This is a genomic window from Synechococcus sp. RS9907 (genome assembly GCF_014279615.1).
GTDB lineage: Bacteria > Cyanobacteriota > Cyanobacteriia > PCC-6307 > Cyanobiaceae > Parasynechococcus.
The window spans coordinates 179,186-193,151 of sequence record NZ_CP047944.1 but is presented as its reverse complement, the minus strand read 5'-3'; the positions used below and the strand labels follow the sequence as shown (position 1 = coordinate 193,151).

At 64.0% G+C, this 13,966-nt stretch carries 14 protein-coding genes; 6 read left to right on the top strand and 8 right to left on the bottom strand.

The window, feature by feature from the left end:
- Positions 1 to 14: 14 nt before the first annotated feature.
- Positions 15 to 1,256 (top strand): DegT/DnrJ/EryC1/StrS aminotransferase family protein, encoded by a 1,242-nt coding sequence (locus tag SynRS9907_RS00975; RefSeq protein WP_188021538.1) that lies wholly within the window; start codon positions 15 to 17, stop codon positions 1,254 to 1,256.
- On the opposite strand, the gene SynRS9907_RS00970 is transcribed toward SynRS9907_RS00975, so the two are convergent.
- Positions 1,235 to 2,668 carry an FAD-binding domain-containing protein gene (locus SynRS9907_RS00970; protein WP_188021537.1) on the bottom strand — a complete coding sequence of 478 codons (1,434 nt, stop codon included), beginning with the start codon at positions 2,666 to 2,668 and terminating at the stop codon, positions 1,235 to 1,237. The two genes, SynRS9907_RS00975 and SynRS9907_RS00970, sit on opposite strands and share 22 nt — an antisense overlap.
- On the bottom strand, positions 2,668 to 3,228 hold the full coding sequence (locus SynRS9907_RS00965; RefSeq protein WP_188021536.1) for an NUDIX hydrolase: 561 nt from the start codon (positions 3,226 to 3,228) through the stop codon (positions 2,668 to 2,670). The genes SynRS9907_RS00970 and SynRS9907_RS00965 overlap by 1 nt, the downstream gene beginning before the upstream one ends.
- 50 nt (positions 3,229 to 3,278) lie before the next feature.
- Here SynRS9907_RS00965 and SynRS9907_RS00960 point away from each other — a divergent pair, with 50 nt between their 5' ends.
- Positions 3,279 to 5,009, top strand: coding sequence for an ATP-binding cassette domain-containing protein (locus SynRS9907_RS00960; protein WP_188021535.1), 1,731 nt, complete (start codon positions 3,279 to 3,281; stop codon positions 5,007 to 5,009).
- On the opposite strand, the gene folK is transcribed toward SynRS9907_RS00960, so the two are convergent.
- Entirely contained in the window at positions 4,951 to 5,436 is a 486-nt protein-coding gene (gene folK / locus SynRS9907_RS00955) for a 2-amino-4-hydroxy-6-hydroxymethyldihydropteridine diphosphokinase (RefSeq protein ID WP_188021534.1), read from the bottom strand. The two genes, SynRS9907_RS00960 and folK, sit on opposite strands and share 59 nt — an antisense overlap.
- Positions 5,437 to 5,474: 38 nt before the next feature.
- Here folK and SynRS9907_RS00950 point away from each other — a divergent pair, with 38 nt between their 5' ends.
- Positions 5,475 to 7,595 carry a magnesium chelatase subunit D family protein gene (locus SynRS9907_RS00950; protein ID WP_188021533.1) on the top strand — a complete coding sequence of 707 codons (2,121 nt, stop codon included), beginning with the start codon at positions 5,475 to 5,477 and terminating at the stop codon, positions 7,593 to 7,595.
- A gap of 50 nt (positions 7,596 to 7,645) precedes the next feature.
- Here the strand turns inward: SynRS9907_RS00950 and SynRS9907_RS00945 are convergent, their stop codons facing one another.
- Both SynRS9907_RS00945 and SynRS9907_RS00940 read right to left on the bottom strand, forming a co-directional pair.
- Entirely contained in the window at positions 7,646 to 8,506 is an 861-nt protein-coding gene (locus tag SynRS9907_RS00945) for an MlaD family protein (protein WP_188021532.1), read from the bottom strand.
- Between the two features lie 5 nt (positions 8,507 to 8,511).
- The gene (locus SynRS9907_RS00940; protein WP_188022301.1) at positions 8,512 to 9,270 is read right to left on the bottom strand and encodes an ABC transporter ATP-binding protein; all 759 of its coding nucleotides are present in this window, start codon (positions 9,268 to 9,270) and stop codon (positions 8,512 to 8,514) included.
- Between the two features lie 149 nt (positions 9,271 to 9,419).
- Here SynRS9907_RS00940 and yvcK point away from each other — a divergent pair, with 149 nt between their 5' ends.
- The gene (gene yvcK, locus SynRS9907_RS00935; RefSeq protein ID WP_188021531.1) at positions 9,420 to 10,775 is read left to right on the top strand and encodes a gluconeogenesis factor YvcK family protein; all 1,356 of its coding nucleotides are present in this window, start codon (positions 9,420 to 9,422) and stop codon (positions 10,773 to 10,775) included.
- On the opposite strand, the gene SynRS9907_RS00930 is transcribed toward yvcK, so the two are convergent.
- The 3 genes from SynRS9907_RS00930 to SynRS9907_RS00920 are packed head-to-tail and all read right to left on the bottom strand — an operon-like array spanning position 10,769 to position 12,437.
- Complete coding sequence (locus SynRS9907_RS00930; protein WP_188021530.1) at positions 10,769 to 11,335, bottom strand: NAD(P)H-quinone oxidoreductase subunit J; 567 nt, start codon at positions 11,333 to 11,335, stop codon at positions 10,769 to 10,771. The two genes, yvcK and SynRS9907_RS00930, sit on opposite strands and share 7 nt — an antisense overlap.
- A complete protein-coding gene (locus SynRS9907_RS00925; protein WP_186496844.1) occupies positions 11,332 to 12,072 on the bottom strand; it encodes an NADH dehydrogenase subunit K in 741 nt (246 codons plus the stop codon). Before SynRS9907_RS00925 ends, SynRS9907_RS00930 begins: the two co-directional genes overlap by 4 nt.
- A gap of 2 nt (positions 12,073 to 12,074) precedes the next feature.
- Complete coding sequence (locus SynRS9907_RS00920) at positions 12,075 to 12,437, bottom strand: NAD(P)H-quinone oxidoreductase subunit 3 (RefSeq protein WP_038551549.1); 363 nt, start codon at positions 12,435 to 12,437, stop codon at positions 12,075 to 12,077.
- A gap of 83 nt (positions 12,438 to 12,520) precedes the next feature.
- Here SynRS9907_RS00920 and SynRS9907_RS00915 point away from each other — a divergent pair, with 83 nt between their 5' ends.
- On the top strand, positions 12,521 to 12,919 hold the full coding sequence (locus SynRS9907_RS00915; protein WP_188021529.1) for a rubredoxin: 399 nt from the start codon (positions 12,521 to 12,523) through the stop codon (positions 12,917 to 12,919).
- 9 nt (positions 12,920 to 12,928) lie between these two features.
- Positions 12,929 to 13,930: a photosynthesis system II assembly factor Ycf48 gene (locus SynRS9907_RS00910; protein WP_188021528.1), complete on the top strand. Its 1,002-nt coding sequence runs from the start codon at positions 12,929 to 12,931 to the stop codon at positions 13,928 to 13,930.
- The last annotated feature ends 36 nt before the right edge of the window (positions 13,931 to 13,966 follow it).

Here is a 13,966-nt window from a genome sequence, read left to right as displayed (position 1 = left end):
TTAAGCTTTGCTTTATGCAAGTACCTCCGTTCAGCCTCAGCCAGCAGATCGACGATCTTGGTGTGGACCTCGAAGAGGCGGTGCTCGAGGTGTTGCGCAGCGGTCAGTACATCGGTGGACAGCAAATCAAACGCTTCGAGGAAGCGTTTGCCACCAGTGTTGGCTGCGAGCACGCCGTGGGCTGCAACAGCGGTACCGACGCTCTGATCCTGGCCCTGCGCGGCCTGGGCATTGGCGCCGGCGATGAGGTGATCACCTGCTCGTTCAGTTTTTTCGCCACAGCTGAGGCCATCAGTGCCGTCGGCGCCACGCCGGTGTTCGTGGATGTCGACCCCAGCACCTACCTGATCGATTTCGATCAGATCGAAGCTGCGATCACCCCCGCCACCAGGGCCCTGATGCCGGTGCACCTGTTCGGGCGCGCGGTGAACATGACCCGGCTGATGGCCATTGCCGAACGCCATCAGCTGAAGGTGATCGAAGACTGCGCCCAGGCGACGGGAGCCCGCTGGCAGGGCCAGGCGGTGGGCAGCTTCGGCAATGCGGGCTGCTTCAGCTTCTTCCCCACCAAGAACCTCGGTGCGGCGGGAGACGGCGGTGCCGTCACCACCAGCGATGCCCAACTGGCCCAGGCCATGCGTGAGCTCGCCGTGCACGGCATGCCCGAGCGCTATTTGCACAGCAGCCTTGGCTACAACAGCCGGCTGGATGCGATCCAGGCGGCTGTCTTGAACGTGAAGCTGCCAAGGCTTAAGGAGTGGATCGGCAAACGAACAGCCATCGCCAAGCGTTACCGGGATGCCCTTGGCGATCTCCACGGCCTCACCCTGCCGACAGCCGAGGACGGCCACAGCTGGAACCAATTCGTGGTGCGCATCGGCAGTTGCCCCAGCGGCCAGCCGCTCTGCAACGCCAGCTGCGCCCCCTCCAACACCAGTGCACACCACGGCATCCCCGAGAGCTGCTGCCGCGACTGGGTCAAGCAGACCCTGCAGGAGCGTGGGGTGAGCACGATCATCTACTACCCCATTCCAATCCACAGACAGCCGGCCTACGCCCATCTGGGCTTGCAACAGGGCTCCTTACCGGTGACGGAACAGCTCTGCAGCCAGGTGCTGAGCCTGCCGATCTTCCCTGAGTTGAGTGAAGAGCAACAAGAGGCTGTGATCGACACGGTGCGCCAGCTGCTGGCGCCCAACGTGCCGGCCCAGTTCCGTCGTACCGACGACGGCGATCAGGATCGGATGGTGGCGTAAAGCGCCTTGAACTTCGCCTGCTGCTTCTTGTGGTCCACCAGAGGTTCTGGATAGTCGCGCCGTTCCAGGGCTCCGATCTCACCGCTGAGCAGATCCTTGGTGTTCACATGGCGCAGTTCCGGCACCCACTGGCGGATGTAGTCGCCGGCTGAATCAAACTTCGAGGCCTGGGTGGCAGGGTTGAAGATGCGCAGGGGCTTGGGGTCCATGCCACTGCTGGCGCTCCACTGCCAGCCGCCGTTGTTGGCGGCCAGGTCACCGTCCACCTCCAGTTCCATGAAGGCGCGCTCGCCCCAGCGCCAGTCGCAGATCAGGTCTTTGACCAGATAGGAGGCCACGATCATGCGGCAGCGGTTGTGCATCCAGCCGGTTTGGTTGAGCTGGCGCATGGCGGCATCGATGATCGGCATGCCGGTCTGCCCCTCCTTCCAGAAGTCGAACCAGTCCTCGTTGTTCTCCCAGGGGAAGCGGCGCCACTGCTCGCGGTAGGGGCCATCGGCCAGTTCCGGGAAATGAAACAGAGCCTGCTGGTAAAACTCGCGCCAGCCCAGCTCCTGCTCCCACACGGCGATGGCCTGCAAATGCTCCTCGCTGCGGGCTTGCTCACGGGAGTCCTGGGCCGCACACCAGGCCTGGCGAGGACTGAGGGTGCCGACGCTCAGGGCAGCACTGAGGGTGGAGGTGCCTGCGGTACTGGGGAAATTGCGGTCCGGCTCATAGCCGAGCAGCGGCCCATCACAGAAGCGCGTGAGCTGCTCGAAGGCCGCCACCTCGCCGGGGCGGCAGGGGCAGATCTCAGCACCCTTGAAACCATGGCTCTCCCGCAGAGCCTCCAGGGACTCACCGGCCGGCAGCTGTGCAGGATCGAGATCCACCAGCCCGGTGGGGGCGGCAACGGTGCTGGGTTGCTTGGCCAGCACCTGGCCGCGCCAGTTGCGCAGGAACGGCCCATACACGCGGTATGGGTCACCACCACCGGTCTTGAGCAGCTCCGGAGCGATCAGCAGCTGATCCCAATCCACCACCACTTTGCGGCCATCGGCCTGCAGTTTTTTGGCCACCTGGCGGTCCCGCTCACGGGCATAGGGCTCCACATCGCGGTTCCACACCACAGCCTCAGCACCGATCTGCTGCGCCAGCTGCGGCAACACCGCCACCGGGTCTCCCTTGACGACCAGCAATCGGCTGCCGGCCTCCCGCCAGCGCTGCTGCAGTTCCACCAGGCTCTCGATCAGAAACCACAGCCGGGCCGGCGCCATCGGCGGCAGATGATCCGGCGGGTTGATCAGCTGCGGGTCGAGCACGTACACCCCCGTCACCGCCGGACTGATGTCCGTAGCTGCCACCAAACCCAGGTTGTCCGCCAGGCGCAGGTCGCGGCGGTGCCAGAACAGAACACGAAAGCTGGTCATCAGAGGCCGAGAAGCTGCTTGGCACGGAACCAGGCGGTCACGCTTTTGCCATCGAGCCATTCATCGCCCGATGCCAACGCTGCATCCAGCTCCGCTGGACTCATCAGCACCACCTCCAGATCTTCGTCGTCATCGCCGGCTGGCGGGTTCTCCAAGGGCGTGAGCTCCCGGGCCAGGAAGCAGTGGATCACCTCATCGGAATAGCCCGGGCAGGGGAGCATCGGCCCCAGCACATCCCACTGCGCAGCGCTGTAGCCGGCTTCTTCCCCCAGCTCCCGCTGCATCGATTCCAGTGGATCTTCGCCCTCTTCAAGCGTGCCGGCAGGGAATTCGAGCAGGCGGGCCTGCACCGCAAAGCGGTACTGACGCAACAACACCACCTGGCCGTCATTCGTGATCGGCACCGCCAGAGAAGCGCCGGGGTGGCGGATCATCCCGAAGGTGGCCTCGACACCCATCGGCAGCTTGATCCGGTTGCGCTCGAAACGGAGCTTGCGAGCGTCCACCACCTCAACGGTGTCCAGCAGCTCGAACGGTTCCGGTGACGGCAGGGGCGCCATAGGTCACGGGCATTGCTGTGGCCCAGCATGACGGGTGAGCCCAGCCCCCCGTGCCGCCTGCCTTGAACCGATCAGGTCCACCAGCGCTGGCCCGCCTGCGGCAGATCCAGCTGCTCAAATCCCTGGCCCGGGAAGCGGGATGGCGACACCTGGCCTGGCTGAGCGGGCTGAGCATCCTCAGCAGCCTGCTCGACATCGCTGGCCTGGGTCTGGCGGTGACGCTGCTGCTGGGCAACGGCTCACGGGGGATGATTCAGGGCCTGCCCGTGGCAGGGAGTCTGGGAATCCTTGTGGGCCTGATCCTGCTGCGCGGTGTGATCCAGGCCCAGGTGGCCATTCAGCGGGAGCGGTTGCGCTCGGGCTTCACCGATCGGCTGCGGCAGCAACTGCTGCACCAGGTGTTCGAGGCCTCCTCGGCTCAGCTGGAGCGGCTTGGGCGCGGCGAACTGCTCGCCCTGCTGATGGCCGACATCAACCGCACAGCACTGAGCTTGGACCAGGCGGTGCGGATGGGGCAGTCGCTACTGGCCATGGGCCTTTACCTCACCAGCGTTGTGCTGGTCGGCCGGGCCACGGCCTGGCCGCTGTTGCTCGCCTTGCTGGCCACCACGGCAGCGGCCCTGCTGCAGCGATCCGGCAGCTGGGGCCTGGGGCGCATTCAGAGTCGCCTGAATGCAGCCCTGCAGCGCACCGTCGGGGACGGGCTGCATGGCCTCAAGGCCCTGCGCGCCGCAACGGCAGAGGGCTGGCTGCTGCAGCGTTTCGCCAGGGAAACGGCGGAGGGGCGTTGGTTGCTGCGGGAACGGGTGCGCCGCCGGGCCAGCTACAACGCCTGGCGTGACACCTTGGTGGTGGCCGTCGCCGGTCTCTGGATGCTGTTTCAAGGGGAGGCCCTGACCGCCGATGCGCTCACCACCACCCTGGTACTGGCTTACCGCGCCAGCGCCTCCCTGAGCACGGTGGTGCAAGCACGCAGACTCTGCCTGGGCAACTTGCCGGGCTATGAGGCCCTGAGCCAACGGCGCGAGCAGCTGATTCCGCGACAGGGCGACGCCAGCAACCAGACGATTGCTGAGGCCAGCCTGATCGGGCTCTCCACGGCGCGCTTGAGCCAGCTGCACTGGAGTAGCAGCGCTCACGCCTCCACCGGCCTGAGGTCGCTTGAGCTGAGCGCCAACGGGTTGGTGGCGCTCACCGGCCCCTCCGGCAGCGGCAAAACCACCCTGATCGATCGCTTCTGTGGGTTGCTCAACGAGGAAGACAGTTACTGGCAGCTGAACTGGGCCGACGACACCTGGCGACTGAGCGGGCTGGCCGGGGCGCGGCAGATGCATCAGCTGATTGCCTATGCCCCTCAGAACGCGGTGCTGTTTGAAGCGAGCCTGCGCGACAACCTGCTGCTGGGAGCGAATCGGCACCAAGACGACATCGAAACCTGGCTGCAACGGCTGGGGCTAGCCCACCTGCTTCAGCGCCAGGGCGGGCTGGATGCACCGCTCGCCCTGGCGCAAGATCCCTTCTCCGGCGGAGAGATTCATCGGCTGGGGCTGCTGCGGGCCTGGCTCCGCGACAAGCCAATCGAGGTTCTCGATGAACCGACGGCTTTCCTTGATGCCAAGGCCGCTGAGGAGGTGCGTTCGGTGATTCGCGAACGCGCCGAGCAACGGCTGATGCTGATTAGCAGTCACGACCCGGAGCTCCTGGCCCAGGCCGATCAGGTGATCACGGTGCAGCCGAGCCCTGCATCGCTTCCAGCAACGGCGCCAGCACGAAACGCCTGAGATGCAGGCGTGGATGCGGGAGCTGTAGGCGCGGGTGCTCCAGCCGCAGTTCTCCCCAGAACAGCAAATCCAGATCGAGGCTGCGCGGGCCCCAGCGCTGTTCCTGCGATCGGTTTCGGCCGAACTGCTGTTCCAAACCCTGTAAGGCATTCAACAGTTCCAGGGCGGCGGCCACGCTCGGCGGGGCCTGCAGCCCCTCCACCAGCATCACGGCATTGCAGTAACGGGGCTGGTCCAGAGGACCACCAACGGGGGCGGTGTCGTGCAGCGATGACCAGCGGTAAACCAGCTCTTGACCAGCCCAAGCCCTCAGCAGCTTCTCCAGCAAAGGCCGCACCGCCACCAAAGTCTCGCGCGGCGATCCCACCGCACTGGGCTGGTTCGCCCCCAGCGCAACCGCAACAGAAGCGTCATCGATGGAGGGCATCAGCGAGACTGGCGCGCACGAACGGGCTGAACGCGTCCATGGTGGCAACCGGAGTAGCGGTGAAGGACGATCAGGCCAACCGTGCCTTTCCGCTGGCAGCGATCACGGGCCATGGGACGTTGAAGTTGGCCCTTCTGCTGGCGGCCGTCGACCCTGGGTTGGGCGGTGTGGTGATCGCGGGGGGACGCGGCACCGGCAAATCGGTTTTGGCCCGGGGCCTGCATGCCCTGCTGCCCCCGATCGACATCCTCGATGCCGATGGGGGTGTGGGGCGCAACCTCGATCCCCAGAACCCGGATGAATGGGACGACGCCACCCGTGAGCGGATCACAGGCGAAGCACCCTCCAGGGTGATCCCCGCCCCCTTCGTGCAGATTCCCCTTGGCATCACCGAAGACCGCCTGGTGGGCGCTGTGGATGTTGCAGCCTCCCTATCCAGTGGCAGTGCGGTGTTCCAGCCCGGGCTGCTCGCCGATGCCCACCGCGGCGTGCTCTACGTCGACGAGCTCAATCTGCTCGACGACGGCATCGTCAACCTGATGCTGGCGGCCGTCGGCAGCGGCGAAAATCGGGTGGAGCGGGAAGGCCTCAGCCTCAGCCACCCCTGCCGGCCGCTGCTGATCGCCACCTACAACCCGGAGGAGGGCAACGTTCGCGATCACCTGCTGGATCGCTTCGCGATTGCGCTCTCCGCCAACCAGTTGGTGAGCACCGAGCAGCGGGTGGAGATCACCAACGCAGTGATCAGCCATGGCCAATGCAGCCGCAGCTTTGCTGAGAAATGGAGCGAGGAAACCGATGCGCTGGCTACCCAGCTGCTGCTGGCCCGCCAGTGGCTCCCGGATGTTCAGATCAGCGGCGAGCAAATCGAATACCTCGTCACCGAAGCCATCCGCGGCGGCGTTGAAGGGCACCGCTCCGAGCTCTACGCGGTGCGGGTGGCCAAGGCCCATGCCGCCCTCAGCGGACGGGATCAGGTGGACGCCGAAGACCTCCAGGTGGCCGTGGCCCTGGTGATCGCTCCGCGGGCGTCCCAGATGCCACCACCGGACCAGCAAATGGAACCACCGCCGCCGGAGGACCAGGAACCGCCACCGCCGCCCCCCGAACAGCCGCAGGACCAGGGGGATCAGCAACAGGAGAATCCGCCGCCGCCGCCGGAGGGATCCGACGAGGAGGAGAACGACCCTCCGGAGGACAACAACGACGACGACACCAGCGACGATGACGAGGGTGACGGCGAAGAGGATCAGGCTCCACCGGCGGTACCCGAGGAGTTCATGCTCGATCCCGAAGCGATCGAGGTGGACCCTGATCTGCTGCTGTTCAATGCCGCGAAGGCGAAAAGCGGCAACAGCGGCAGCCGTTCTGTGGTTCTCAGCGACAGCCGCGGCCGCTATGTGAAACCGATGCTGCCCCGCGGACCGGTGCGCCGGATCGCCGTGGACGCCACCCTGAGAGCAGCGGCGCCTTACCAAAAGATTCGCCGCGAACGGGAACCAGGCCGCTCGGTGATTGTGGAGGAGGGCGATCTGCGGGCCAAGCTGCTGCAGCGCAAGGCCGGTGCCCTGGTGGTATTCCTGGTGGACGCCAGCGGCTCAATGGCACTGAACCGGATGCAAAGCGCCAAGGGTGCCGTGATCCGCCTGCTCACCGAGGCCTACGAAAACCGCGACGAAGTGGCCCTGATCCCCTTCCGTGGCGATCAAGCCGAAGTGCTGCTGCCTCCAACCCGCTCGATCACGGCGGCCCGCCGCCGGCTGGAATCAATGCCCTGTGGCGGCGGTTCGCCCCTGGCCCATGGCCTAACCCAGGCGGCCCGTGTTGGTGCCAATGCCTTGGCCACGGGGGATCTCGGCCAGGTGGTGGTGGTGGCCATCACCGACGGTCGCGGCAACGTGCCCCTAAGCACTTCTCTCGGTCAGCCCGAACTTGAAGGCGAAGAGAAACCCGATCTCAAGCAGGAGGTGCTGGACGTCGCCGCCCGCTACCGCATGCTCGGGATCAAGCTGCTGGTGATCGACACCGAGCGCAAGTTCATCGGCAGCGGCATGGGCAAAGACCTGGCTGAAGCCGCAGGCGGCAAATACGTGCAGTTGCCGAAAGCGAGCGATCAGGCGATTGCAGCGGTTGCAATGGACGCCATCAGCAACATCTAAAAGGCACGATATCGAGCTGGATTCACGCCAATATCGAATCGATATCGTGCCTACTGAGCGGTTTGCGCCGGATAAATCTCTCCGAACAGTTCACCCAAGCCGATGGTGAGATTGCGCACGCCCTCCATGAACTCGGGATCACCGGTGAGTTGAGCCACGTCACCACCCACGGCATCGATCGTGGCGGTGAGCTGGGCGGCATTGGCAGCCGTCTGTTGGAGCTCACTCAGCGTCTGGGGATTATCGAGGGAAGCCACGATGTTCTTCAAGTGAGCCGTTGCCAACTCCAGATTGCGAATCACAGGCGCGGCCTTGGCCAGTTCATCCTGCAGCTGCAGCGTCAACGCCTCGAATTCCTTCGTGGAGGCCTCAATCTGCTCAAGCGACGCCGCCACATTGGGAATCACCCGCTCGTCCTGAACCTGTGCCAGCAGCGCCTGCATGGTTGCTGTCACGGTGGAGAGGCTGGGAGCTTCTCGTCCCACCACAGTTCCACCGTTGCAGAGCTGGAGCGTTGGCTGGCAAGCGGCCCCGCGGGGCAAGGGGGCGTTCTGAGGAAGTGAAGGACCAGCGCTGACCAAGGCCACCTGGGCGTCACCCCCCAGCAGCGAGCCCGCCCCCACCGTGGCCGTGACGGGCAGCGGTAAACGCAGATCAGCTTGGTTGATCTCAAGCTCAGCCACCACCGCCTCAGGGGTGACCTCAATCGAACGCACCGAGCCCACCAAGATGCCCCTGTAAGTGACAGGAGAACGCTCCGCCAAACCTGCTGCGTCGTTGAAACGGGCCGTCAGAGACCAGTGGCCAGCCCCCAAACGAAGCCCTCGGAGCCAAAGAGCGGTTGAAGCAAATCCAACGATGCCGCCAATCAGCGTGAATCCGACGATGGCATCACGAACACTGCGTCGCATGGTGGTCAGTGCTCCGCCGGTTGCATCGGTCCGCGCAGGCTACCCGTCCTGAACTGGACGACATAGGGGTTGTCGGTGCTGCGAAACGCATCCACCGAGCCTTCCCACTGAAACCGGCCGTCGTAGAGCATCAGCACCCGTTCCGCAGAGCGTTCAATCGTGCTGCGCACATGGCTCACCACCACGGAACAGCCCTGCGCCACGGTGGTGGTTTTCACAATCAAGTCTTCGATCCGCGTGCACGCCACGGGGTCAAGTCCTGCCGTGGGCTCGTCGTACAACAACAGGGGCATCGACTGATCCCCCCGCTGGGGGTCATCAATCAGGGCACGGGCGAAGCTGACCCGCTTCTGCATGCCACCACTCAATTCCCCGGCATAGAGGTGGGCCACGTCATAGAGCCCCACCGCCTCCAGGCAGGCATGCACACGGCCACGAATCTCCTGCCGCGACAGCTGCGTGCGTTCGCGCAAGAGGAAGCCGACGTTCTCCTCAACGGTGAGCGATGCCAACAGAGCGGGGTTCTGAAACACCAGCCGCACATCCGGTGGATCGGTCTGGTCCAGCCGCAGGTAGGTCTGCGGTTGGTTGAACAGGCGCAGCTCACCACCGGTGGGCAGCTGCAAACCAGCAAGAAGACGCAGCACCGTGGACTTTCCAGCACCGGATGGGCCCACCACGGCCAACCGCTCCCCCGCATGCAGGGTCAGGTTGACCCGATCCAGAACAGGCCGAGGTCCCCACTGCATCGTGAGGTCCCGCATCTCCACGACGGGTTGAGACTGCGGCACGGTCTGGGCCGAAAAACACAGACATCCTGCCGCCTTTCCACAAGCTCCGTACAGTTCGGTGAACTTGCTCATCAAGCCATTCCTTGGCGCTGAAGCCCCCGACAAGCAGACGCCAAGCCCGGATGATGCGCGATCAGCGGCGACGGGATCTGATGACCCGCTCCCAACGGGCCGTGCGCTGGCTGCAACCTGGCCTGGTGGTGAAGCGCTGGCTGCTCACCTCCGGCCTGGGCCTGTTGACGGCGCTGCTGGGGGCCGCCGTCTGGGCCGATCTGAAGCCGATCTACTGGATCCTGGAAACCCTCAGCTGGCTGCTGAGCACCATCACCACCGTGCTGCCCCGCGAGATCACCGGACCCCTGGTGCTGCTGATCGGCAGTGGCCTTTTGTTGTGGGGACAGAGCCGCAGTTTCGGCTCGATTCAACAGGCTCTCGCCCCTGACAAGGACACCGTTCTGGTAGATGCCCTGCGGGCCAAAAGCCGCTTGAACCGGGGGCCCAACATCGTGGCCATCGGCGGAGGGACAGGCTTATCGACCCTGCTGAGCGGTCTGAAGCGCTACAGCAGCAACATCACCGCGATTGTCACCGTCGCTGACGACGGCGGCAGCAGTGGAGTGCTCCGTCGGGAACTGGGGGTGCTGCCCCCAGGTGACATCCGTAATTGTCTGGCAGCCCTTTCCACCGAAGAGCCACTGCTCACACGCCTGTTCCAATACCGCTTTGCGGCCGGGAGCGGTCTGGAGGGGCACAGCTTCGGCAATCTGTTTCTCTCTGCCCTCTCAGCGATCACGGGCAATCTGGAAACCGCCATCACCGCATCAAGTCGTGTGCTGGCCGTGCAAGGTCAGGTGGTGCCCGCCACCAACGTGGATGTGCAGCTCTGGGCCGAACTGGAAAACGGCCAACGGATCGAAGGCGAGAGCAACATCGGCCACGCCCCCAGCCCCATTGTTCGCCTGGGCTGCAGTCCTGAACGACCACCGGCCCTGCCCCGCGCCCTCGAAGCGATCGCCAATGCCGACCTGATCGTGCTCGGACCGGGCAGCCTTTACACATCCCTGCTCCCCAATCTGCTGGTGCCAGAACTGGTGGGCGCCATCAAACGCAGCAAGGCCCCCAGGCTTTACATCTGCAACCTGATGACGCAACCCGGCGAGACCGATGGCCTGGATGTGCGCGGTCACATCCGCGCGATCGAGGCACAGCTCGCCACTCTCGGCATTGAGCCGAGACTGTTCACTGCCGTCCTAGCCCAGGACGATCTGCCCGAGTCTGATCTGGTGCGGTACTACCAAAGCCGCGGCGCTGATCCCGTGCGTTGCGATGCGGAAGAGCTCCGCTCAGACGGCTACGACGTCACTCAGGCTCCACTGCAGGGGGTACGACCAACAGCAACGTTGCGCCACGATTCGCGCAGCCTTGCCCTTGCGGTGATGCGCTTTTACCGGACGCATCGACGCGAACGCGATCAATAAGCGTCCTGCATTTCGTAGAAATCAGGCTGGACGTAGTCCTTGCGCAAGGGCCATCCTTTCCAGTCTTCAGGCATCAGCAACCGTTTGGGATGCGGGTGCCCCTCGAACTGGATGCCGTACATATCGAAGGTTTCACGCTCCTGCCAATCGGCCCCGCGGAACAGGCCGTAAATCGACGGCAGCGAGGGAGTGCCTTCTCGGTTGAGGAAGACTTTGATCCTCACTTCCCGCAGCTTGGCCGAAGGATCAGCCGCCATGGCCTCCACCTGTTCCGACATCGCCAGCAGGTGATAGAAGCAAACCAGCTGCTCACCGGGGCCTTCGTCGTAGCCCCCTTGGCACTGGAGGTAGTCGAAACCGTTGCTCTTGAGCGCCGCAGCGATCATCGGGAGAACGTCAGCATCAACGCCGATCTGCTCAACACCGAGATGATCAGGCTCGAGACTGTTGTGATCAAAGCCTTGCTTGTTCAACCACTGGCTTACAGGACCAGGCTCGGGAGCGACAACTGCACCCGCTTCATCCGAGGCGGCTGTCTTCTTGGAAGGGGTTTCGCTCATGACTCAACAGGTTCAGCAGCAGGGGTAAGCACGGCGGCATCGGTGGCCAGGGTCTGCCCTGCCGGCGCTGCAGCCAGGGCAGCCTTCTGAGATTCGGCCCGAAGGTAAGAACCGGTCACCACAGGTTCAACACGCTTCATCTGGTGGGAGACCGTCATGTAGCGGTGGGTTTGCTGATGCTTGCGCCGCTCGGCCAGGGACTCATCGCCAACTTTCTTGCGCAACTTGATCACGGCATCAAAGATTGCTTCGGGGCGGGGCGGACAGCCGGGCAGATACAGATCCACCGGAATCAGCTTGTCCACACCGCGCACTGCAGTGGTGGAATCAGCGCTGAACATGCCGCCGGTGATGGTGCAGGCACCCATGGCGATAACGTATTTCGGCTCGGGCATTTGCTCATACAGCCGCACCAGGGCGGGCGCCATCTTCATGGTCACGGTGCCGGCAACGATTAAAAGGTCGGCCTGACGCGGGGAACTGCGGGGAACTAGACCGAAGCGGTCGAAATCGAAGCGAGACCCGAGCAGCGCTGCAAATTCAATGAAGCAGCAGGCCGTTCCATAAAGAAGAGGCCAGAGGCTGCTCAAGCGAGCCCAGTTGTGCAGATCATCCAGGCTGGTGAGGATGACGTTCTCGCTGAGATCGTTGGTGACCGCTGGGGCACCAATCGGACCGCAGCTGGCTTCGCGCAGATCGCGAACAGCAGCAATGGAGGGGGATGTGTTCTCAGACATAACTAGCTCCACTCAAGGGCGCCTTTGCGCCAGGCGTAGGCCAAAGCCACAAGCAGGATGGCGATGAAGATCAGGGCCTCAATGAAGGCCAGCAAGCCGAGGCGGTTGAACGCCACAGCCCAGGGATAAAGGAACACGGTCTCGACGTCGAAGATGACGAAGACCAGCGCAAACATGTAGTAGCGGATATTGAATTGAATCCAGGCCCCACCAATGGGCTCCATGCCGGATTCATAGGTGAGTTGGCGCTCACCAGCACGGCTTTTCGGCGCCACCAACTTGTTGGTGATCAGCGCCAGGGCCGGCACTGCAGCCGCAATCAGCAGAAACCCCAGAAAGGCGTCGTAGCCGGGCAGGGCAAACATGGAGGTCCCCGTAGACCGGGCCAGTCTGGCATTCACCGCCTGGAGTTGTCGTCGATAGAGTCGATTGGCCCAGCAACACAGCGGTGAGCGACGAACAACAGTCCGTCCAGCCGGTCGATACCACCGAAGCGGTGGAACCAGCGGTTGAAACCGCTCCGGAGAGTGACCCACGGACCCACCGTTTCGAATGTCGCAGCTGCGGCTACGTCTATGACCCCGACGAAGGGGTCAAGAAAGTTGGGATTGAACCCGGTACGGCTTTCGAGGATCTCGACGCGCTGGCTTTCCGCTGCCCGGTCTGCCGCAGCAAAGTGGCCGCCTTCCGTGACATCGGCCCGCGCGCCAAGGCCAGTGGTTTCGACGAGAACCTCGATTTCGGCCTCGGGGTGAACCGGATGACGCCCGGGCAGAAGAATGTTCTGATCTTCGGCAGCCTTGCTCTCGGCTTCGCCTTTTTCCTGTCCCTTTATTCCCTGCGCTGAGGCCAACTGATGAAACGCCTGTTGAACTCTGTCAGCCAGCTTCTGCTGGTGCTTGTGCTGGGGGTCAGCCTCAGCGGCTGCGTCACCACCCACGTGCCTACAGCCAGCACGAGTCCTTGGCAGGCCATGGATCTCGACACCCAGGCCAACCCGCTGGATGTGGCCTTCACCGACAGCCGCCACGGCTACCTGGTGGGCAGCAACCGGATGATCCGGGAAACCAACGACGGGGGTGCCCATTGGAATGAGCGCAGCCTTGATCTGCCCGATGAAGAGAACTTCCGTCTGATCAGCATCGACTTCGATGGCGATGAAGGCTGGATCGCCGGTCAGCCCGGGCTTCTGATGCACAGCGACGACGGCGGCCAGAACTGGACCCGCCTGTTCCTCGACACCAAATTGCCCGGCGAGCCCTACTTGATCACAGCGTTGGGCAGCCATTCCGCAGAGCTCGCCACCAACGTGGGCGCGGTCTACGAGACCCATAACGACGGCAGCAGCTGGGAAGCCAAGGTGACCGATGCCGCCGGTGCGGTCAGGGATCTGCGTCGCAGCAAGGACGGCAGCTACGTGAGCGTGAGTGGCCTTGGCAACTTCTACGCCACATGGGAACCGGGTGATTCCGTCTGGCAGGTGCACCAGCGCGTGAGCAGCCAGCGGCTGCAAAGCATCGGCTTCCAACCCGACGGGAACCTGTGGATGGTGGCCCGCGGCGCACAAATCCGACTCAACGATGAGCCCGGCAACTTCGACAGCTGGAGCAAAGCCATCATCCCGATCACCAACGGCTACGGCTACATGGATCTGGCCTGGGATGACGACGGCGCCATCTGGGCTGGCGGTGGCAACGGCACCCTGCTGGTGAGCCGCGACGGCGGCGACAGCTGGGAGAACGACCCCGTCGGGGACCGTCAACCCAGCAACTTCACCCGCATGGTGTTCGACGGAGAGCACGCCTTTGTGCTGGGTGAGCGGGGCAACCTGCTGCGTTGGGTGGGCAACGCTGTGTAACTGCGGCAACGCCTCAGCCTCAGCTCACCTGAGCCA

Excerpts from the sequence above, each read along its gene's own strand:
- SynRS9907_RS00975 (WP_188021538.1), top strand. The coding sequence starts at position 15 with ATGCAAGTACCTCCGTTCAGCCTCAGCCAGCAGATCGACGATCTTGGT.
- SynRS9907_RS00970 (WP_188021537.1), bottom strand. The coding sequence starts at position 2,668 with ATGACCAGCTTTCGTGTTCTGTTCTGGCACCGCCGCGACCTGCGCCTG.
- SynRS9907_RS00965 (WP_188021536.1), bottom strand. The coding sequence starts at position 3,228 with ATGGCGCCCCTGCCGTCACCGGAACCGTTCGAGCTGCTGGACACCGTT.
- folK (WP_188021534.1), bottom strand. The coding sequence starts at position 5,436 with ATGCCCTCCATCGATGACGCTTCTGTTGCGGTTGCGCTGGGGGCGAAC.
- SynRS9907_RS00950 (WP_188021533.1), top strand. The coding sequence starts at position 5,475 with ATGGTGGCAACCGGAGTAGCGGTGAAGGACGATCAGGCCAACCGTGCC.
- SynRS9907_RS00945 (WP_188021532.1), bottom strand. The coding sequence starts at position 8,506 with ATGCGACGCAGTGTTCGTGATGCCATCGTCGGATTCACGCTGATTGGC.
- SynRS9907_RS00940 (WP_188022301.1), bottom strand. The coding sequence starts at position 9,270 with ATGCGGGACCTCACGATGCAGTGGGGACCTCGGCCTGTTCTGGATCGG.
- yvcK (WP_188021531.1), top strand. The coding sequence starts at position 9,420 with ATGATGCGCGATCAGCGGCGACGGGATCTGATGACCCGCTCCCAACGG.
- SynRS9907_RS00930 (WP_188021530.1), bottom strand. The coding sequence starts at position 11,335 with ATGAGCGAAACCCCTTCCAAGAAGACAGCCGCCTCGGATGAAGCGGGT.
- SynRS9907_RS00925 (WP_186496844.1), bottom strand. The coding sequence starts at position 12,072 with ATGTCTGAGAACACATCCCCCTCCATTGCTGCTGTTCGCGATCTGCGC.
- SynRS9907_RS00920 (WP_038551549.1), bottom strand. The coding sequence starts at position 12,437 with ATGTTTGCCCTGCCCGGCTACGACGCCTTTCTGGGGTTTCTGCTGATT.
- SynRS9907_RS00910 (WP_188021528.1), top strand. The coding sequence starts at position 12,929 with ATGAAACGCCTGTTGAACTCTGTCAGCCAGCTTCTGCTGGTGCTTGTG.